Annotated in this window: 16 protein-coding genes and 5 pseudogenes; 13 read left to right on the plus strand and 8 right to left on the minus strand. The window is 57.5% G+C overall.

Annotation, left to right across the window (positions count from 1 at the left end; translation table 11 throughout):
- Positions 1-112: 112 nt before the first annotated feature.
- The 6 genes from lepB to rpoE all read right to left on the minus strand — a co-directional run bounded on the left by lepB (position 113) and on the right by rpoE (position 5,868).
- The gene (gene lepB, locus ACMX3H_RS00615) at positions 113-1,102 is read right to left on the minus strand and encodes a signal peptidase I (RefSeq protein WP_415209402.1); all 990 of its coding nucleotides are present in this window, start codon (positions 1,100-1,102) and stop codon (positions 113-115) included.
- Between the two features lie 15 nt (positions 1,103-1,117).
- Positions 1,118-2,917, minus strand: a complete 1,800-nt coding sequence (gene lepA / locus ACMX3H_RS00620) for a translation elongation factor 4 (protein WP_415209403.1) — start codon at positions 2,915-2,917, stop codon at positions 1,118-1,120.
- Positions 2,918-3,175: 258 nt separating this feature from the next.
- A complete protein-coding gene (gene rseC / locus ACMX3H_RS00625; RefSeq protein WP_415209404.1) occupies positions 3,176-3,622 on the minus strand; it encodes a SoxR-reducing system protein RseC in 447 nt (148 codons plus the stop codon).
- The gene (rseB, locus tag ACMX3H_RS00630; protein ID WP_415209405.1) at positions 3,619-4,575 is read right to left on the minus strand and encodes a sigma-E factor regulatory protein RseB; all 957 of its coding nucleotides are present in this window, start codon (positions 4,573-4,575) and stop codon (positions 3,619-3,621) included. The genes rseC and rseB overlap by 4 nt, the downstream gene beginning before the upstream one ends.
- Positions 4,575-5,264, minus strand: coding sequence for an anti-sigma-E factor RseA (gene rseA, locus ACMX3H_RS00635; protein WP_415209406.1), 690 nt, complete (start codon positions 5,262-5,264; stop codon positions 4,575-4,577). Before rseA ends, rseB begins: the two co-directional genes overlap by 1 nt.
- A 28-nt stretch (positions 5,265-5,292) precedes the next feature.
- Positions 5,293-5,868, minus strand: coding sequence for an RNA polymerase sigma factor RpoE (rpoE, locus tag ACMX3H_RS00640; protein ID WP_415209407.1), 576 nt, complete (start codon positions 5,866-5,868; stop codon positions 5,293-5,295).
- Positions 5,869-6,282: 414 nt separating this feature from the next.
- Between rpoE and nadB the strand changes: the two are divergent.
- From nadB to ACMX3H_RS00670, 6 genes and pseudogenes are all read left to right on the plus strand, one after another.
- A pseudogene (gene nadB / locus ACMX3H_RS00645) lies at positions 6,283-7,855 on the plus strand (L-aspartate oxidase).
- 206 nt (positions 7,856-8,061) lie between these two features.
- Positions 8,062-8,301 (plus strand): annotated as a pseudogene (locus ACMX3H_RS00650) (transposase domain-containing protein); the annotation flags it as partial.
- 75 nt (positions 8,302-8,376) lie between these two features.
- Positions 8,377-8,949, plus strand: a complete 573-nt coding sequence (locus tag ACMX3H_RS00655; RefSeq protein WP_415209408.1) for a hypothetical protein — start codon at positions 8,377-8,379, stop codon at positions 8,947-8,949.
- 166 nt (positions 8,950-9,115) lie between these two features.
- Positions 9,116-9,406 carry a hypothetical protein gene (locus ACMX3H_RS00660; RefSeq protein ID WP_415209409.1) on the plus strand — a complete coding sequence of 97 codons (291 nt, stop codon included), beginning with the start codon at positions 9,116-9,118 and terminating at the stop codon, positions 9,404-9,406.
- A gap of 14 nt (positions 9,407-9,420) precedes the next feature.
- Complete coding sequence (locus ACMX3H_RS00665; protein WP_415209410.1) at positions 9,421-10,059, plus strand: hypothetical protein; 639 nt, start codon at positions 9,421-9,423, stop codon at positions 10,057-10,059.
- A 3-nt stretch (positions 10,060-10,062) separates the two neighbouring features.
- Positions 10,063-10,542, plus strand: a complete 480-nt coding sequence (locus ACMX3H_RS00670; protein WP_415209411.1) for a hypothetical protein — start codon at positions 10,063-10,065, stop codon at positions 10,540-10,542.
- A 128-nt stretch (positions 10,543-10,670) separates the two neighbouring features.
- Here the strand turns inward: ACMX3H_RS00670 and smrB are convergent, their stop codons facing one another.
- Positions 10,671-11,201: an endonuclease SmrB gene (smrB, locus tag ACMX3H_RS00675; protein WP_415209412.1), complete on the minus strand. Its 531-nt coding sequence runs from the start codon at positions 11,199-11,201 to the stop codon at positions 10,671-10,673.
- A 165-nt stretch (positions 11,202-11,366) separates the two neighbouring features.
- On the opposite strand from smrB, the gene prmB reads away from it, so the two are divergent.
- From prmB to ACMX3H_RS00705, 6 genes and pseudogenes are all read left to right on the plus strand, one after another.
- Positions 11,367-12,299 (plus strand): 50S ribosomal protein L3 N(5)-glutamine methyltransferase, encoded by a 933-nt coding sequence (gene prmB, locus ACMX3H_RS00680; RefSeq protein ID WP_415209413.1) that lies wholly within the window; start codon positions 11,367-11,369, stop codon positions 12,297-12,299.
- Positions 12,300-12,378: 79 nt separating this feature from the next.
- Complete coding sequence (gene aroC, locus ACMX3H_RS00685; RefSeq protein WP_415209414.1) at positions 12,379-13,464, plus strand: chorismate synthase; 1,086 nt, start codon at positions 12,379-12,381, stop codon at positions 13,462-13,464.
- 19 nt (positions 13,465-13,483) lie between these two features.
- A pseudogene (mepA, locus tag ACMX3H_RS00690) lies at positions 13,484-14,311 on the plus strand (penicillin-insensitive murein endopeptidase).
- 71 nt (positions 14,312-14,382) lie between these two features.
- Positions 14,383-15,208 (plus strand): annotated as a pseudogene (locus tag ACMX3H_RS00695) (TSUP family transporter).
- Between the two features lie 41 nt (positions 15,209-15,249).
- Positions 15,250-15,771, plus strand: coding sequence for an elongation factor P hydroxylase (locus ACMX3H_RS00700; protein WP_415209428.1), 522 nt, complete (start codon positions 15,250-15,252; stop codon positions 15,769-15,771).
- Between the two features lie 27 nt (positions 15,772-15,798).
- Positions 15,799-16,074, plus strand: coding sequence for a YfcL family protein (locus ACMX3H_RS00705; RefSeq protein ID WP_415209415.1), 276 nt, complete (start codon positions 15,799-15,801; stop codon positions 16,072-16,074).
- 265 nt (positions 16,075-16,339) lie between these two features.
- On the opposite strand, the pseudogene mnmC reads toward ACMX3H_RS00705, so the two are convergent.
- Positions 16,340-18,100: pseudogene (gene mnmC, locus ACMX3H_RS00710) on the minus strand (FAD-dependent 5-carboxymethylaminomethyl-2-thiouridine(34) oxidoreductase MnmC).
- Between the two features lie 155 nt (positions 18,101-18,255).
- On the opposite strand from mnmC, the gene fabB reads away from it, so the two are divergent.
- A complete protein-coding gene (gene fabB, locus ACMX3H_RS00715) occupies positions 18,256-19,467 on the plus strand; it encodes a beta-ketoacyl-ACP synthase I (protein ID WP_415209416.1) in 1,212 nt (403 codons plus the stop codon).
- Positions 19,468-19,639 lie beyond the last annotated feature (172 nt).

The following is a 19,639-nucleotide window of genomic DNA, read 5'->3' on the forward strand; positions in this document are numbered from 1 at the left end:
GCCTGTCCAAAACTGTTTCGTTTGCAGTGGCTCCCGCGAAGGGAGCCCGCCTTTCCTAACCTGAGAGGTATTCTACATCGGTAAGCGAAATAATGCTTCGCTAAAAAAGGAATTAATGAATGCCGCCAATACGACTTAAGCGTACGCCGGTCGGCCATTGGCCTTCCAGCTTATCGAAGCTCATCCAAATCGCCGTCGCTTTACCCACCAGATTTCTTTCCGGCACGAATCCCCAATAACGGCTGTCGGCGCTGTTATCACGGTTATCGCCCATCATGAAATACTCTCCCTGCGGCACCACCCACTCTGCCAGTGAACTGCCCGGCTGCTGATAGTAAATGCCCAGTTGATCCTGCTGTCCCGGCACCGTCAGCACATTGTGCACCACCCCACCCAACGACTCTTTGCGCTGCGCCAGGCGAATGCCGCCGTCCACCTGCCTATCGGGCGGGACCTGCAGAAAACCGCTACTGGCTTCGCCGTTGCCGGTCGAGTTGAAGGTCTGTACAAAATCGCTTGGGGCGAATTCGCTATAAGTAATGGGCAACGCCGTGGCGCAGTCCTGCCCGCTGGCGCAGCCAGACTGCACCGTCACGCGTTTGTTGACCGGATCATAGCTGACCCGGTCGCCCGGCAACCCCACGACCCGTTTAATATAGTCCAGGCTAGGATCGGGCGGGTATTTGAAAACCACTACATCACCGCGTTTGGGATGGCCGGTTTCAATGAGCGTCGTCTGGGTGATCGGGTCTTTAATGCCATAAGCAAACTTTTCCACCAGAATGAAATCACCGACCAACAGCGTCGGCATCATTGATCCCGAGGGAATTTGAAACGGCTCGAAAATAAATGAGCGCCCCACAAACACCAATAACAGTACCGGGAAAATGGACGCGCAGGTCTCGATCCAACCAGGTTTATGGCTGACCTTCACGGCGACGTCATTCCCGGCCGGCACTCCGGCGGCGTCAGCACGCTGCTGGCCGGGTTGCTGCGCCAGCCGGCGGCGGCGCGCAGGCGCCAGTTTAAAACGTTCCAGACACCAGAGGATCCCGGTGATAAGCGTCGCGATTGCCAGAATCAGGGCAAACATATTGGCCATGCCATCTCCTCAAACTTATTTGCTGTCTTTACCCACATGCAGAATCGCCAGGAACGCTTCCTGCGGTAGCTCAACGTTACCCACCTGCTTCATGAGCTTTTTACCTTCTTTCTGCTTTTGCAGCAGCTTTTTCTTACGGCTGACGTCGCCGCCATAGCACTTCGCCAGGACGTTCTTGCGCAACTGCTTGACGGTGGAACGGGCGATAATATGGTTGCCGATGGCCGCCTGAATGGCGATATCAAACTGCTGACGCGGGATCAGTTCCTGAAGTTTATCGACAAACTCGCGGCCGCGATACGGCGCGTTCTCGCGATGGGTAATCAACGCCAGCGCATCGACCCGCTCACCGTTAATCAACACATCCACCCGCACCATGTCCGAGTTCTGAAAACGCTTGAACCCATAATCCAGCGAGGCATAGCCGCGCGAGGAGGATTTCAGCCGATCAAAGAAATCCAGCACCACTTCGGCCATGGGAATTTCATAGGTCAGCGCCACCTGATTGCCGTGATAAACCATATTGGTCTGCACGCCGCGCTTTTCGATACACAGAGTGATGACATTACCCAAATAAGCCTGCGGCAGCAGCATATGACATTCGGCGACAGGCTCGCGCAGTTCGGCGATATTATTTAGCGGCGGCAGCTTGGACGGGCTGTCCACATATACCGTGTTGTTGTCGGTGGTCAGCACCTCATAAATAACCGTCGGGGCGGTCGTGATAAGGTCAAGATCATATTCCCGTTCCAGCCGTTCCTGGATGATTTCCATATGCAGCAGGCCGAAAAAGCCGCAGCGGAAGCCAAAACCCAACGCGGTAGAGCTTTCGGGCTCGTAAAACAGCGAGGCATCGTTCAGGCTGAGCTTGCCGAGGGCGTCGCGAAACGCCTCGTAGTCGTAGGAACTCACCGGGAACAGGCCGGCATACACCTGCGGCTTCACTTTTTTAAAGCCCGGCAGTACTTTATCCGCCGGCTGGCGCGCAAGCGTGAGCGTATCGCCTACCGGCGCGCCGTGAATATCTTTAATGGCGCAGACCAGCCAGCCGACCTCGCCGCAGTTCAGCACTTCGCGGTCGATACGTTTGGGAGTGAAAATACCCAGCCGGTCCGCGTTGTAGAGTTGACCGCTACTCATTACCTTAATTTTGTCGCCTTTGCGCAGCGTGCCGTTTTTGATGCGCACCAGCGATACCACGCCTAGATAATTATCAAACCAGGAGTCGATAATCAGCGCCTGCAGCGGTGCGGCGGGATCGCCCTCCGGCGGCGGAATATCGCGCACCAGCCGTTCGAGCACATCTGAGACACCGACGCCGGTCTTCGCCGAACAGCGCACCGCGTCGGTGGCGTCAATGCCGACGATATCTTCGATTTCCTGCGCGACGCGATCGGGATCGGCGGTGGGCAGGTCGATTTTGTTCAGCACCGGCACCACTTCTAAATCCATTTCCATCACGGTATAGCAGTTGGCCAACGTTTGGGCCTCTACCCCTTGCCCGGCATCCACCACCAGCAGCGCCCCTTCGCACGCCGCCAGCGAACGGGAGACTTCATAGGAAAAATCCACATGCCCTGGGGTATCGATGAAATTTAGCTGATAAATCTGACCGTCAGGCGCCTTATAATCCAGCGTTACGCTTTGCGCCTTAATGGTGATGCCGCGCTCACGCTCCAGGTCCATGGAGTCCAGCACCTGGGCCGCCATTTCACGCTCGCTCAGGCCGCCGCAGGTCTGGATTAAGCGATCGGATAGCGTCGATTTGCCGTGGTCGATGTGGGCAATAATGGAGAAGTTGCGTATGTTCTTCATCTTAATAAAGTTTTCTCTTAAACAGGCGCTCTATGTCGGTCCGGTGGTCGCCCTGCGGGGAACGTGGCCCCGATGGCCCACAAAATGATGGACGCATCTTACACTGTCTGGGGGAAGCAAGGAAGAATGGCGGGGACATACATTGCCGGGATCCGCCCCCTGATTTGGCGTCGCGGCAAAAGGGCGCGGTCAATCTGTAGCCGTGAGGCGCGTAATAGGCGGCGATGCAAAACGCGGCACGCCGGGCGCGCGCCGGCGTCAATCCCGGACATGCAGAGACGAAGGCGGCAGCGCCACCTGCAGAATCACCAACTGATTATTGTGCGTTTCACGCGTATGACGCGCCAGATAACGCGCGCAAAGAAAGCCCGCCACGCCGCCGCACGCGGCTGCCGGATCGGTACCCAGCGTGCCCTGCAGGATAGCCGCGCCGCCGATAAGCCCCAGTAGCGGCAGCATGTACACCAGAAATGCGGAGCGCAGCAGACTGCCTTCAGTGATGCCGACTTCGACGCGCTGTCCCGGCACCAGCGGCAGCGCGCTGGCCACCTCTAAATGATGCTGCGTTTCGGGCGCGATTTTATTCAGAATGCGGGTACCGCAGGATTGCTTGGCGTGGCAGCTGCCGCAGCCCGCGCGCTGTTCGCAGCGCAATTGCGCAACGCCATGCTGCCAAGTAACGACGGTGGCCCATTCTCTCATCATGGCTGAGCCTTAAATACAACGGCGTCGGCGATGCGTTTCGCGGTGGCCGGGGGCAGTTCGCCCACCACGGTGATTTCCCGGCTGCCGCGCTGTTCGGTATGAATGGTGCGCCGCCCGGTGCGGATCAGGCGCTCCCCATTGCCGGTGGTCGCCTGGCCGACGTTGACGGAGAAGCTGAATAATCCATCGGTGTACAGCCTGGCCTCAATCGGTTCATTGATGCCCGGCAGCGTACGCCGGCTGCGGGAGGCTTCGGTCACGCCCGCCGGCAACCAGTTAACGCGCCAGTCAAAATCCGCGGTCGTGGACGCCGGCAACGCCAATTGGGGCGGCAGGGTGACCTTTTCCAAACCGGCCATCGTGTTTTCGACCTGTCTATCGGCGTTGAACGCGATAACGCGGAACTGTTCCAGCGCTTCGCCATCGCGATCCAGCAGATCGACGCGCAGCGGCAATTTGGTCGTGGTATCAATCCAGACGATGTAGCTAAATCGGGTGCCGTCGCGGGCGACGACCCGCACAACCTCGCACAGGCGATCGGCGATGCGGGCGCGGCCTACGGAAATAAAATCGTAGAAGTGCGCTAAGCGCTCGAAATTCGTGTAGACAATAGAGGGAAGAGAATCAACGATATGATCGCCAAGCAGGGTAAACGGCTCCAGCCCAGGCTCAAAATAACTGATTTCACCGTTGCGCTGGACTATCTCGTGGCGTGGGCCGTCCATTTGCAGCAGCTGCGCCAGCCGTTGCTTATCGATAACCACATGGCGATAGCGCAGCGAGTCGACGCCCAGCTTGCTGACCAGCACGTAGGCATATTCATAGTCCAACGTCTGGCTGGCCTGACTCATTTGCGCGAGCAACGCACCGGATGCGGTGGTCTGAGCCGGAGCGTGGATGGAATAGAGCAGGCTGCCCGTCAACAAACACACGGCATACCAAATTTGCTTCATTACTGCGGCTGCATTCCTAATGATTGCGTACCCGGCACCTGTACGGCGGCCTGCTGCGCGTCTTGCTGATCGAACTGCAGCGTATCGGCATGCAGGCGGCGCTGTAGCTCATAATCCTGCAAAATAGCGTTGATGCGCCTGCGCTGTTCCTGCACCTGCTGGTTGCCGTTATCCACCCCGGCGCTGTTGGCCGACGGGACGCCCAGGCTGACCGGCGACGCCTGGCCCATCATCGGCAACGTATTGAACACCGGATTTTCCGGCTGACTGCTGTCCTGACCGACGCCCTGCTGCGTATTGTAATGCTGCACGCCGACGATGACCGCCAACGAGACACAGGCCGCGACGCCGATTTGGGTGAGGTGCGACGCAATGCCGAATTGGGCGATGCGCGCCGTAAACGGACGGGCTCTGCGCCAGAACGGGGACTTCTGCCAGGTTTCCGGCGCAGGCTGCGATTCTTTCACGGCCTGCGGCGCGATACGCACCGGTTCTTCGGCAATGGCGGCGGCCACGCGATCGGCAATGTCGAGATGGAGGACTTCGCCCGCGTCACCGCGCATAACGTCACGAATGAGGTGATACCGTTGCCAGCTTTGCTGCAATTTAACATCCCTGGACAAATCGTTGAACAGTTCGCTGTCGAACGATTCTCCATCCATCAGAGCGGAAAGCTTTTCATTTTGCATGCCTGGGTACCTTCTCCTGCCGCCGTCGTTAACGCTGAATAAGCGGTTGAATTTTATTGTCAATTGCTTCGCGCGCACGGAAAATTCGTGAGCGTACCGTTCCTACCGGGCAATCCATGATGGAAGCTATCTCTTCATAGCTTAGGCCATCCAGCTCCCGTAACGTAATCGCCATACTCAAGTCTTCGGGCAACATCTCGATAGTGCGGAACACTATCTGTCGCAACTCCTCAGACAACATTAAATTCTCAGGGTTCGATATTTCTTTTAATGCGCCCGCACTTTCGTAATTTTCCGCATCGCTGGCGTCCACATCGCTTGAGGGCGGACGCCGTCCCTGAGCCACTAAGTAATTCTTCGCCGTATTGACCGCGATACGGTATAACCAGGTATAGAAAGCACTGTCGCCGCGAAACGACGCTAGGGCACGGTACGCTTTAATGAACGACTCCTGCACCACGTCCGGCACATCCCCTTGCGGGACGTAGCGCGACACGAGGCTCGCCACTTTATGCTGGTAGCGAACGACCAGTAAATTGAACGCTTTCTGGTCGCCTTTCTGGACCCGTTCAACCAGCACCTGATCCGTTAACTGCTCGCTCATCCGAGGTAATGTCTCCTCAAATTTTTCTCCACGCGCAAAAAAATAGTACCGCCAGCTTCTGAACCAATATTACGAGCAAGCTCGCGATTGGAGTTAATGATAATCATAAAGTTCCGCCACGCCTGGTGTATTTCTTAAAATAAAGGGCGCGGCCACAATGACGCCAGGGCCGCCGGCCGGGCTGAGCACCAGATTACCATAAATAGGATGGCCGGTACCCGGATTCTCGTGGAGCCAAAGCCCCACGTGAAACAGCTGCAATAATTAGCGCAGGGTAACGTGAATTTGCCATGCTGTCAGTAAACATGCGTAAATAAAACCGCGTCAAAAAGCGGCAATAAGCGGTACAGCCGGGCTGCATTGGGTGGTACCATTACCAAACAGTCTTTTCTATCGGAATTCACACTATCCGCTATGCAACCATCAACTGAATATGCCACCGATGTCCTGGTTATCGGCAGCGGTGCGGCCGGGTTATCGCTGGCGCTGCGTCTGGCCGGGCATTGCGAGGTCATGGTCCTGAGCAAAGGTCCGCTGGACGAGGGCTCCACGCTGTATGCCCAAGGCGGCATCGCGGCGGTGTTCGATGAAACCGACAGCGTCGATTCCCACGTGGAAGATACACTGATAGCCGGCGTCTGTGATCGTGAGGCGGTAGAATTCATCGCCGGCAACGCCCGCCACTGTGTGCAGTGGCTTATCGATCAGGGCGTGCTGTTCGACACCGAAACCTCGACGCCGACCGCTACCACCTCACCCGCGTGGGCGGCCACAGCCACCGCCGCATTCTGCACGCCGCTGACGCGACCGGCAAGGCGGTGGAAACCACATTGGTCAGTAAAGCGACGGCGCATCCGGGCATTCAGATTCTGGAACGCTGCAACACGGTGGATCTGGTTACGTCCAACCGCATCGGGCTGCCGGGTACCCGGCGGGTGGTGGGGGCCTATATCTGGAACCGCGCCAAAGAGCGGGTGGAGCTGTGCCGCGCGCGGGTGGTGCTCGCCACCGGCGGCGCGTCCAAGGTCTATCAATACACCACCAACCCCGATATTTCCTCCGGCGACGCTATCGCCATGGCCTGGCGGGTCGCCAACCTGGAGTTTAATCAGTTCCATCCCACTTGCCTGTTCCACCCCCAGGCGCGTAATTTCCTGCTGACCGAAGCGCTGCGCGGCGAGGGCGCCTATTTGCGCCGGCCCGACGGCAGCCGCTTCATGCCGGATTTCGACGCGCGCGCCGAACTGGCGCCGCGGGATATCGTCGCCCGGGCAATCGGCCATGAAATGAAGCGGCTGGGCGCCGATTGTATGTACCTCGACATCAGCCATCGGCCGGAGGCGTTTATCCGCCAGCATTTCCCGATCATTTATGACAAGCTGCTGACACTGGATATCGATCTGACTCGCCAGCCGATTCCTATCGTTCCGGCGGCCCATTATACCTGCGGCGGCGTGATGGTGGATAAACACGGGCGCACCGATCTGGACGGTCTCTACGCTATCGGCGAGGTCAGCTATACCGCCCTGCACGGCGCCAACCGGCTGGCCTCCAATTCACTGCTGGAGTGCTTGGTATACGGCTGGTCGGCGGCGGAAGATATCCTGTGCCGGCTGCCGACCATCGCCCAGGTGCGCCAACTCCCCCCTGGGATGAAAGCCGGGTCAGCAATTCCGATGAAGAGGTCGTGCTGCAACATAACTGGCACGAGCTACGGCTTTTTATGTGGGACTACGTGGGCATCGTACGCACCACCAAACGGCTGGAGCGGGCCCTGCACCGCATAGAGCTGCTGACGCGCGAAATCGATGAATACTATTCCAATTTCCGCATCTCGAATAATTTGCTGGAAGTGCGCAATCTGGTGCAGGTCGCCGAGCTGATCGTCAAAAGCGCGCTGCAGCGCAAAGAGAGCCTCGGCCTGCATTTCACGCTGGATTATCCCGCTATGCAGCCTGACCCGCAGCCCACCATATTGCAGCCCTAATTGAGATTATCACCTGTTGAAGACTCGACAGGTGATGACTATCCGGTTTGCTATTGTGTTATAGCATATGGGGCATTCGGAAAACTCCACCCTCATTGTCTTGCGCGCCGATATCAAAAATGGAGAAGGCAGAGCCTTTCTGGGTTGCAAAATATCATGTAACATAAGGAATTACGCCAATCAGCCAACATAGTCTAATTGGCGTTAACGCTTACGCTGAAAACGCGCTGCGGGTAATAAGCCTGGGTCGCAAGAACTATCTGTTCTTCGGTTCGGATAGCGGTGGCGACCGGGCGGCGCTGATGTATACGCTGATCGGCAGTTGCAAACTGAACGGCGTGGAGCCGGAAGCGTATCTGCGCCATGTGCTGGCGATTATCGCGGATCATCCCATCAAAAAAATCAAAGAGCTCCTGCCGTGGAACCTCACTATCCCTGCTGAATAACTGTCAATACGGCGCTGGGCGTACGCTTACTTTAAGCGAACCTCCGCTACCCTTTTTTATCGGGTCATGGCCGTGATGGGGGTTGAACAAATTCAAGATCATGCCGATTTCAGACTCCTCAGCCGGCGTGCGTTAAAAGCGTTGCTGACTTTAAAAGAGAAAAATATTTATCTACGTGGCATGGTGCCGTTGGTTGGATTTAAAAGTGAAAAGGAATTTTATTCACGCGCAGTGCGCGTGGCTGGCGATACGCATTATCCTCTGACCAAGATGATCTCTTTGGCGGTGAGAGGGATCACATCTTCTTCCATCTATCCTCTGCGTATTATCTTTCACACCGGCTTTATCATCTGTTTGCTGTTAGTGTTGATGATTATCTATACCCTATATCAAAAAATAATCGGGAATACGGTAGAAGGATGGACATCGATATCTCTTGCTATTTTGTTTTTCGGTGGCGTGCAATTACTTTGTTTCGGTGTGGTGGGTGAATACATTGGCAAAATATACACTGAAGTCAAAAACAGACCGTTTTTTTTCGTAGAAGAAGAAATTAATTCTGAAGTTATCTCAAAAGCCACTGACGCAGCGCAGGCGGCTGATGCCCTACAGATAACGTATAATACTTTTAATAATAATGCTAAATAGAAAACGGCGCGCAATGAGTAATCCTAATACTTCCTCAACACTGAAAACGCAATTACTGAACGGTAAGCTTGCCATGCTCATCGCCGTTTTTCTGGTTGGGTTTACTATCTGATTTATCCATCAGCATTTTATCTATCCTATCTATTTTCATGGCGACTCCGCGGCCATGCAGGTTCTTGCCCGCGCTATCGTTGAAAAACACAGCCTACTGCCTGCGGATTTTTCCTATGGCAATCAGATTATTTTCCTACGTTCTAATTATTTCATCGCACTTGTAATGCTGTTGGGGATGTCTGGCTATAAAGCTTATATATTCGGCTCTGCGCTTAGTATTGCCTTCTGGTTTGTTATTACTTACCTCGCTCTATCTTCGGTATTCACGCGCCGTTCTAAAGCGTTGGCGCTCGCTGCGGCGTTGTTCATCCCGTTGGGATACAACGATCTGGATATGGTATAGGGCAACAATCGCAATTGGCAAATATTGTGTTAGCGCTTGTAGCGGCGATAATGACGTTTCAAGCGTCGCAGCGCCCATGCCGACATTATCTATTTTTGAGTTTTCTGCTAATAGCGCTGATGGCTTTAGAGGCACCCATTAGAGGTGCATTGGTTGCACTACCACTGATTGTGGTTTTATTTATTTGTTTCGGTTTCCGCAAAAGCGTTTATCCTTCCGCGTTATCATTAGCGGGTATCATCGTCGGTTATGTTGGCAACGCGGCATTGCTTAGACACACCGGTCCTCTTGAAGTAAATTATTTGCAGTCGTTAACGTTGTATAATCTACCCGATGTGATGACTAACCTATCACAACTCGTGATTGCCCTTCTTGGCTCAACAATGGCCACGGATGTTTTTGCAGGAATGAAGATTGTCAGCGAGGGTTTCCTGCTTTATATCTTAAGCATTGAAATGCTACTCTGTTACGTGGCCGATTTTATTTATGGCATTGTAAGGACCACGGAAAGAGTGAAAGAAAAGTTAGCCGCTGTTAATGATAATGAGCCTAGCTTACTCGACTTCTTCTTTATTCTCGCAGCGATAGGTATTGTAATTGGTTTATTCGCGGTGGCAAGTCTAAATCCTGATTCACCCCGCCACGTGCAATAGGCTATGTCGCTGCTCAAAATAACGTTGTACCTTTGGCTTTATGAACAATTATCACGCATTATCAAAACGAAAAGTACGCTGGCGATCATAACAATCATCATGGCTCTTTTGACATCGTGCTGGTATTCCGTGGTCAGCAATAAACATCTTAGTCTCAGTATTCATATTACGTTTCATCGCAATCGTGATTTCAATCGCGAAATTCTGGCGTTGATGCGGCAAAATAATATTTACCAAATTTACAGCGCAGACTTTTGGGGGATATTACCGCTGAATGCGATTGATAATCGGGTAAACGCCGGTGAACTTGCCATGAATGGTGACAACTTTGTTCCTCGACATTGGCTGTCGCGCCCAAGTTGGTTCTGCGCCACAGGGGAAGTGTTTTACTATTTAAACCAGGATGTCGAGGCAGACAGGTTGATAAAAGATCGGATAATGAAGCGCCATGGCGAATTACTTCTCACTAAAGGGGATGTGTGATTTGGAAAGGACCGGTGATTTGGGAAAATGACCGGCAATGCGTTAACTGAGCCCTGCTCGACTACGGGCGCAAACACCCGCGCCCGAGTCCCGCGCCGCGAGGGCTTCGCTATCACAACTGTTATCTTTTAAGACACCAGCTCCACCAGAATCAACAGCGCCGCGCTGCCGCCAAATTCCTTCGGCGCCTGATGAAAGCCCTTGACGTCAGGATGTTGCACTAGCCAAAGCGGCGTCTGCTGCTTCAAGATATGTTTACCGTGTCCGTGCATGACGCAAGGCGCAATATACATGTTCACGCCGGCAGGCGGCGATGAGCGCGCCCAGTTCCTGTTTTGCCTCCGCCTGCGTGAGCCCGTGCAGATCCAAAAACAGCTCTGGCGTAAATCACCGCGCCGCAGCTTTTTTACCTCATAGGGGCTCACGTCCGGCCGGACATAGCCCGGCGGCCCCTCTTCCTGAAGCAGCGGCTGGAATTCATCGGAAAAGTAGAAACTGGCGTCCACCTGCTCCTGGATCAATCGTCGCGGGGGCAGGGCGGTTTTCGTGCGCCGCGGCGGGGACGGTCTTACCCGGTCCTGGGGCAGGGGCTTAGCGCCCACCACCGTCTGCCTGAACAGCAGCAGATCATCCTCCGCCAGTGTAAATCGTTTTTTCATTGTTTCGCTCTGCGCCTAGCCTTTTATATCAGTTTACCCTTTCCTTACCGTTGACGGCGAAAAAAGTGGCGCCGTTTCCCTCCAAGGCTTACTGGCTGCTGCTTTGTCCGTCACTTCATGGCACACTAGCGCCTGTTGAAGAAAGTGAAGGCCGCGGAGGGCAGATTGGACAAAATTTTTGTGGATGAAGCGGTAGCGGAAATGCATACCATACAGGATATGCTGCGCTGGACGGTCAGCCGGTTTAACGCCGCGCAACTCTATTACGGCCACGGTACCGACAATCCCTGGGACGAAGCGCTGCAGCTGGTGTTGCCCAGTGTGTTCCTGCCGCTGGATTTGCCGCCGGAGATGCACGGCGCGCGCCTGACCTCCAGCGAGCGTGCCCGCGTGGTCGAGCGCGTGATCCGCCGGGTCAATGAGCGCATACCCGTGCCGTACTTGACCAACAGGGCCTGGTTCTGCGGCCTGGAGTTTTATATTGACGATCGCGTGCTGATCCCGCGTTCTCCCATTGGCGAACTGATTACCGATCGTTTTCGCGATTTGTTGCCGCATCCTCCGGCGCATATCCTCGATATGTGTACCGGTAGCGGCTGCATCGCCATCGCCATCGCCTGTGCCTATCCCGAGGCGGAGGTGGACGCGGTGGATATTGCCCCCGGTGTATTGGCGGTGGCGGAGCAAAATATCAAGGCGCACGGCGTTGAGCATCGGGTCACCCCGATTCGCTCCGATTTATTCCGTGACTTGCCGCCGCTGGCCTATGACGTGATCGTCACCAACCCGCCCTATGTGGATGAAGAGGATATGAACGATCTGCCGGCGGAGTTCCACGCTGAACCGGTGCTGGGCCTGGCCGCCGGCAGCGATGGTCTCAAGCTGGTGCGGCGTATTCTGGCCTGTGCGCCCGATTACCTTGCCGCGGATGGCGTACTGATTTGCGAAGTGGGCAACAGCATGGTGCATTTGATGGCGCAATACCCACAGGTGCCGTTCCGCTGGCTGGAATTTGCCCACGGCGGCGACGGTGTATTCATGTTGACGCGGCAGCACTTAATCGCCTGCGGCGAACTTTTCAAGCTGTACCGTGATTAAAACCCCTGGCCCGGCCGCGGAACCCGCGTGCGGCTGTGGCGTGTCTCTTTTATTTATCAGGAATTGGTAAGGAGTCCCGATGGCAGGGAACAGTATTGGACAATTTTTCCGCGTCACCACCTTCGGAGAATCCCACGGCCCGGCGCTGGGCGGGATCGTCGACGGCGTACCGCCGGGTATCCCGCTCAGCGAGGACGACCTGCAGCGCGATCTCGACCGCCGGCGGCCCGGCACGTCGCGCTATACCACGCAGCGGCGCGAGCCGGATCGCGTGAAGATCCTCTCCGGCGTCTTTGAGGGCGTCACTACCGGCACCAGCATCGGGCTGCTTATTGAAAATACCGATCAGCGCCCGCAGGATTACAGCGCCATCAAGGATCTCTACCGTCCGGGCCACGCCGATTACAGCTACGAACAGAAGTATGGCCGGCGCGATTATCGCGGCGGCGGTCGTTCATCGGCGCGGGAAACGGCGATGCGCGTCGCCGCCGGGGCCATCGCCAAAAAATATTTGGCACAACACTGCGGGGTGCAGCAGATACGCGGTTTTCTGGCGCAAATGGGCGATATTCGCTGCGAACTCAAAGATTGGGCGCAGGTGGAACAAAATCCGTTCTTCTGCCCTGATGTCGACTGTCTGGAGGCGCTCGATGCGCTGATGCGCGATTTGAAAAAGGCCGGGGATTCCATCGGCGCCAAGGTCACGGTTGTGGCGGAGAATTTGCCCGCCGGCCTGGGCGAGCCGGTGTTCGACCGCCTTGATGCCGATCTGGCCCACGCGCTGATGAGCATCAACGCCGTGAAAGGGGTGGAGATAGGCGATGGTTTCGCGGTGATCGGCAAGCGCGGCAGCGAAAACCGCGACGAGATCACTCCCGAAGACTTCCAAAGTAATCACGCCGGCGGCATTCTCGGCGGCATCAGCAGCGGCCAGCCGGTTATCGCTCATCTCGCCCTGAAGCCCACCTCCAGTATCATGGTGCCCGGCCGGACGGTGAACCGCAACGGCGAGGCGGTGGAGATGGTAACCCGCGGCCGTCACGATCCCTGCGTCGGCATCCGCGCGGTGCCTATCGCCGAGGCCATGATGGCGATCGTGCTAATGGATCACTTGTTGCGCCAGCGCGCGCAGTGCGCGGACGTTGTTGCGGCGGCGCCGGTATAGTGACCATGATGCGTAGGCTATTCACGGTTTGGCTGGCGCTGGCGGCATTCGGTGCGGGCGCCCCGCGCAGACGCCGTGGCAAAAAATCGAGCATCCCATCGCCGGCGCGCCCAGCGCCATCGGCAGCTTCGCCAACGGCTGTATTGTCGGCACCCAGCCGTTGCCGCTGGAGGCGGGGAATTATCAGGTGCTGCGGCCGGATCAGCGGCGCTACTTCACTTCGGCCATCCCGATCTGCTGTTGTTCATCCAGCGCCTGAGTAATCAGGTGAAAAATTTGGGGCTGGGAGAGGTGCTGGTCGGTGATATGGCAATGCCGGCCGGCGGTCGGTTCAGCAGCGGGCACGCCAGCCACCAGTCGGGACTGGATGCGGATATCTGGCTACAGACGCCGCGTCAGCGCTGGACCGCCTCCCAACTGCTGAAAACCCAGCCGCTGGATCTGGTGTCGGCCAACGGCCGCGGCGTGGTGCCGCGCCTGTGGCGGCCGCAAACCGCCGCGTTGATTAAACTGGCGGCGGAGGATAACCAGGTCACCCGTATCTTTGTCAATCCGGCCATTAAAAAAACAGCTGTGCCTGGATGCGGGTAGCGATCGTGACTGGCTGCGCAAGGTCCGGCCCTGGTTCGGGCACCGGGCACATATGCACGTACGGCTGCGCTGTCCGCCGGGCAGCCGCGATTGTGTCGATCAGCCGGCACCGCCGCCGGGCGACGGTTGCGGTGCCGAACTGGAGAGCTGGTTCCTGCCGGCCAAACCCGGCACCGGCGCACCGGTGAAAAAAACGCCGCCGCCGCTCCCTGCCGCCTGTCAGGCGCTACTCGACCGGCATCTGGTGCTGCCCTGAAAAGCAGGCCGCCGCGCCAGCGTCGCCGGTGCCAGTGATGGCCCCGCGCTAACGTCATTAGGGAATTGAGTATGGATTGGGTAGTGGTTTCGCCCTGGCTGCTGGCGGGGCTGTTTTTCGTCGCAGTACTGGCCGGGTTTATCGATACGCTGGCCGGTGGCGGCGGGCTTATCACCATCCCGGTGCTGCTGGCCGCGGGGCTGGCCCCAACGCAGGCGCTGGCGACCAATAAATTACAGAGCGTGGACGGCAGCTTTTCTGCTAGTCTTTATTTTGTGCGTCGGGGGGACGGTGAAGCTCGCCGGCCAGAAACGCAACATCGCCATGACACTGCTGGGATCGGCGGCGGGCGCCGTTCTCATTCAGCATTTGCGCGCCGATTTGCTGCGCCAGCTGCTGCCGCTGCTGGTGATAGCGATGGGTCTCTATTTCCTGCTGATGCCGCGTATCGGCGCCGAAGATCGGCAGCGCCGGTTGTCTGGCTGGCCATTTGCCCTGGTGGCCGGCGGCGGCGTGGGGTTTTACGATGGCTTTTTTGGGCCCGGCACCGGTTCATTTTACGCCCTGGCCTTTGTTATGCTAAGCGGGTATAACCTCGCTCCCGCTCCCGCTCCCGCTCCCGCTCCCGCCACCGCACACGCCAAAGTGCTGAATTTTACCTCCAATTTCGGCGGTCTGATGCTGTTTGTCCTCTCGGGCAAAGTGATATGGGCGGTCGGTCTGGTGATGCTGGCGGGGCAAATTCTGGGCGCACGGCTCGGTGCCCGCATGGTGCTGGCGAAAGGGCAGCAGTTGATCCGGCCGATGATCGTGGCGGTGTCGCTGCTGATGAGTATCAAACTGATTTATGACAATCACGGCGCCGCTATTGCGCACTGGCTGGCCGTGTGGCTGTAAAGGTAAAGCATGTCCGTTAAACCCATCATTATCAGCAGTTAATTGACGCCTTCGACGGCTGTTTCGCCGACACGCTGAATACGCGGTTAATTAAAGGCGACGAAGAACCCCTCTATTTGCCCGCCGACGACGCGGCGCCCTATCATCGCATCATTTTCGCCCACGGCTATTATGCCAGTGCGCTGCACGAAATAGCACATTGGTGCATTGCGGGCGCTCGCCGACGGCTTTTGGTTGATTTCGGCTACTGGTATTGCCCTGACGGGCGCGATGCCGACACGCAGGCGCGGTTTGAGCGCGCCGAAATTAAACCGCAGGCGCTGGAGTGGATGTTTTGCGTCGCCGCCGGCTTCCCCTTTCATGTCAGCTGCGATAATCTCAATGGAGATTGTGAGCCTGATCGCATTTTATTCCAGCGGCAGGTGCATGCGCAGGTCATGTTGAATCTGGAAAACGGGGTAGGGCCACGCCCGGCGGCATTTATACAGGCGCTGCATCTCTATTATCACACGCCGCCGCTGGCACAAGGGCAGTTCCCCTTTCCATCAGACCTTAACGAATAGCATTACAACATCACCAAGAGGATGAGTATGATCGCGGATTTTGAAGCGCGCATTCTGGCGCAGATCGACGAAATGGTCGAGCATGCCAGTGACGATGAACTGTTCGCCGGCGGCTATCTGCGCGGTCATCTGACGCTGGCGGTCGTGGAAACCGAACAGAACGGCGAGCATACCCTGGAGGCGCTGCATAGCCGGGTGCAGGAAAGCCTTGACCGCGCCATCAGTAAAGGGGAGCTGTCGCCGCCGGATCAGATTTTAGTCAAAACGATGTGGCAAACGCTCTATCAGCGCGCCGTGGGCTGAGTCGCGCCACCGTGACGCTAACCCTAACCCCCTTTACGCGCCACTCGTGGGACGCCGATGGACGACGGCAGGGGAGTAGCCCGGTTTCGCGCCGTGCGGGACGCCAAGGGGTGGTGGCAGGAGAATAGTCCGGTTACGCTCCCCAGTCAGCGGCGGCAGTGGACATTAAGCGTTCAGCCGTCCCGCGCCACGGCTTACGACAACGGCTATCTGGCCGGAGATCGTGGACGTAGCCATCTTTGAGTCCTGCGCTCGCATGACCCGCTTATTCATCCTCTTCGCGCGGGGGGAGAGGCCGCCGCTGGACGATATCTTTCCCCTTCAATAATTTGCGTATCCAGAAACGGTTAGGATTCAAAGCCTGCACCACGGTGCGGTTTACCGGCAAGGGCTCGCCGAAAATCTATGCCGCCACGATTTCCGCCGCCAGCGGCGCGCTGTCCGGTGTTTGCTGCGCAAGGTTACCGTAGGCGCGCAAGGTCGCCTCAAAATCCGGTACGTTGCCCACTAGCGGCAAATGGTCGCGGACCGCGCTGCGTACGCCGCAACACGCCTGCTGGCCGCTGATATCCACCGCGTCCAGCCAAGGCGCCTCTGGCAGGCAATCTCGCAGTCGCTGCAGATTTTGTTGCTGTTCGCTTTCACGATAATCCGTACCGGCGTCGCCGCGTTGATAGCTGGCGCCCAGGCAATAGCAAGCGTCGCCGGGGCTTTGCGGCGTCAGATAGCCATCAAAACACAGGACCTGGTGCAGCGCCGCCAGCGGCGCCGTCGTCGGCGGGAGATGGCTCACTTGGCCGCGTACCGCATACAGCGGCAGCAACGCGGTAGGGGCCAGCGCGCTCATTCCCTGTCCATTGGCCAACACGACCGTGGTGTGGCGCGCTTCAAGCCCGTCGGCGAACCTCAGCCGCCAGCCGCCGTTGTCGTCGGTGCTCAGGGCGGTGACCGACCGGCGGTAGTGGGTTTGCAGCCCCTGGCGCTCGGCGAGCTGCAGCGCGCCGGCGGTGAACTGCGCCGGATTGAGCCAGCCTCCTGCCGGATACATTAGGCCGTCCCGGCCGGTTTCTACCCCGACCAGGGCGGCCATGTCCTCACGCGCCACCGGCCGCACCAGGGTGGTTGGCCAGCCGGCGCCAAGGATCTGGGCATTCTTGGCGGCGCTTCTCTCGTCCCAGGCCAACTGGGTGACGCCGCACCAATGATGTTCAAATACCACGCCTTGCGCCGCCAGCTGTTGATAGCAGCGCAGCGCATAGGGAAAGGCGCTGGCGATACCACCGCCGATAACTGCCACATCGTCGGGAGAAACGGCCGCGGGACGGGCATACCAGGGTGCGGCGTCGGGGACGGGATACGGCAGGCGCGTGCCGGTAAGCATCTCCCGCTTACGGCCGAATCCTTTAACCTTCGCCACGGCGAATCCGGCCTGCTGAAGCCCGCGGCGAACAAAGCCGGCGGCGGTAAAGGTGGCGAAACTGCCGGTCGGTGCCGCTAACCGGGCCATGGCGGCAAACAGCGTTTCCCGCCACATATCGGGGTTTTTCGCCGGCGTGAAGCCATCGAGAAATCAGGCGTCGACGCGACAGTCAAGGCTGGGATCCAGCGTGGGAATCAGCGCGTTAACATAGCCGAAGCCGATATCGAGAATGACTCGGCCCTGCGCCAGCTCTTCCCACGGCTCAAGCGCGCTGCGTAAATCCTCCGGGCCGAGCGGGAATTTCTCAAAGCTGATGAAGTGCAGGCGCCGCGCGCCCGTTATTGGCTGTTGCCGGCAATGTTGGTCAAAAGCATGCCATAACGCCAGAAAATTGAGGCCGGTGCCAAACCCGGTTTACGCCACCCTGAAGACCGGGCGCGGATGATGGCTAAAGCGGGTGGGCAAGCCGTTTCCGTTGAGAAAAACATGGCGCGTTTCCGCTAGCCCATCCTGATTGGAAAAGTAAACGTCATCAAATTTTGGGGATACAGGTGTACCCTGTTTGTTCCAGCGCACTACGGCGGGTACAATGGCGTGGCGGTTCACGGCAGCAGGCTCACGGCAGGGAAAGTGGCATGATTCTAACCACGCGGGCTTTCCGGTGCAAATTTTGCTAACATCCGCTGATCGGACTTGTTCAGCTTACATCTGTAAGCTAAAGTGCGTGACTGAAACTCAAATATTATTACAAGAGGTATTAAATGAAACGTGCTGTGATTACCGGCCTGGGGATCTTATCAAGTATCGGTAACGACCAAAAAGAAGTCCTGGCCTCGTTGCAACAAGGCCTCTCCGGGATTACCTTTTCCCAGGAATTGAAAGATTCCGGCATGCGCAGCCATGTCTGGGGCAATGTCAAACTCGATACTACCGGGCTGATTGATCGCAAAATGGCGCGCTTTATGAGTGATGCCTCTGTCTACGCCTTCCTGTCCATGGAGCAGGCGATTGCCGATTCCGGGTTAACGCCCGACATGGTCTCCAACGATCGCACCGGCCTTATCGTGGGCTCCGGCGGCGGCTCGCCGCGCAATCAGGTTGCTGGATCCGACGGCATGCGTGCCCGCGGTCTGCGCGGCGTGGGGCCCTATATGGTCACCAAAGCCATGGCCTCCGGCGTGTCGGCGTGTCTGGCGACGCCTTTTAAAATCCGCGGTGTCAATTATTCCATCAGTTCCGCCTGTTCGACCTCCGCGCACTGTATCGGCAATGCGGTGGAAATGATCCAGCTCGGCAAACAAGATGTGGTCTTCGCCGGCGGCGGCGAAGAGCTGTGCTGGGAAATGGCCTGTGAATTCGATGCTATGGGGGCGTTGTCCACCCGCTACAACGAAACGCCGGAGAAAGCGTCGCGCACCTATGACGTCAACCGCGACGGCTTTGTTATCGCCGGCGGCGGCGGTATCGTGGTCGTGGAAGAGCTGGAGCACGCCCTGGCTCGCGGCGCCCATATCTATGCCGAAATCATCGGTTATGGCGCGACCTCCGACGGCGCGGACATGGTAGCGCCGTCCGGCGAAGGCGCCATCCGTTGTATGCAGATGGCGCTGAAAGATATGGATACGCCGGTGGATTATCTTAACGTCCACGGCACCTCCACCCCGGTCGGCGACGTGAAAGAGCTGTGGGCGATTCGTGAAACCTTCGGCAGCCAGCATCCGGCGTTCTCCTCCACCAAAGCAATGACCGGCCACTCGCTGGGCGCGGCAGGGGTGCATGAGACGATCTTTACGCTGCTGATGCTGGAGCATGGTTTCATCGCCCCGAGCATTAATATTGACGAACTCGATCCGCAGGCGGAGGGGATGAACGTCATCTCCGAACCGACCCAGCGCACATTGACCACCGTCATGAGCAACAGCTTTGGTTTCGGCGGCACCAACGCAACGCTTGTCATGCGGAAATACCGCTGAGCCGCGTCGGATGCGGTCGCGCCGTGGGGCACCGGCATTCGGGGCCCCTTTGCCGCACACAGGCGTAAGCATTCACGCTAACCAACGCTTCCCTCTCTACCGTGACGGCCTCGGCAGGGAAAGGGCGTTGGTTTTTTTATGCTCTCTTTGCCGTTAATTTGTCAGGAGCAAG

It is taken from the genome of Sodalis sp. (in: enterobacteria) (assembly GCF_047607725.1).
Taxonomy (GTDB): Bacteria; Pseudomonadota; Gammaproteobacteria; order Enterobacterales; family Enterobacteriaceae; genus JBLKSS01.

What these genes read in the sequence shown, in the direction of transcription:
- lepB (WP_415209402.1), bottom strand. Translation starts at nt 1,102, where the DNA reads ATGGCCAATATGTTTGCCCTGATTCTGGCAATCGCGACGCTTATCACC.
- lepA (WP_415209403.1), bottom strand. Translation starts at nt 2,917, where the DNA reads ATGAAGAACATACGCAACTTCTCCATTATTGCCCACATCGACCACGGC.
- rseC (WP_415209404.1), bottom strand. Translation starts at nt 3,622, where the DNA reads ATGATGAGAGAATGGGCCACCGTCGTTACTTGGCAGCATGGCGTTGCG.
- rseB (WP_415209405.1), bottom strand. Translation starts at nt 4,575, where the DNA reads ATGAAGCAAATTTGGTATGCCGTGTGTTTGTTGACGGGCAGCCTGCTC.
- rseA (WP_415209406.1), bottom strand. Translation starts at nt 5,264, where the DNA reads ATGCAAAATGAAAAGCTTTCCGCTCTGATGGATGGAGAATCGTTCGAC.
- rpoE (WP_415209407.1), bottom strand. Translation starts at nt 5,868, where the DNA reads ATGAGCGAGCAGTTAACGGATCAGGTGCTGGTTGAACGGGTCCAGAAA.
- ACMX3H_RS00655 (WP_415209408.1), top strand. Translation starts at nt 8,377, where the DNA reads ATGGGGGTTGAACAAATTCAAGATCATGCCGATTTCAGACTCCTCAGC.
- ACMX3H_RS00660 (WP_415209409.1), top strand. Translation starts at nt 9,116, where the DNA reads ATGCAGGTTCTTGCCCGCGCTATCGTTGAAAAACACAGCCTACTGCCT.
- ACMX3H_RS00670 (WP_415209411.1), top strand. Translation starts at nt 10,063, where the DNA reads ATGTCGCTGCTCAAAATAACGTTGTACCTTTGGCTTTATGAACAATTA.
- smrB (WP_415209412.1), bottom strand. Translation starts at nt 11,201, where the DNA reads ATGAAAAAACGATTTACACTGGCGGAGGATGATCTGCTGCTGTTCAGG.
- aroC (WP_415209414.1), top strand. Translation starts at nt 12,379, where the DNA reads ATGGCAGGGAACAGTATTGGACAATTTTTCCGCGTCACCACCTTCGGA.
- ACMX3H_RS00705 (WP_415209415.1), top strand. Translation starts at nt 15,799, where the DNA reads ATGATCGCGGATTTTGAAGCGCGCATTCTGGCGCAGATCGACGAAATG.
- fabB (WP_415209416.1), top strand. Translation starts at nt 18,256, where the DNA reads ATGAAACGTGCTGTGATTACCGGCCTGGGGATCTTATCAAGTATCGGT.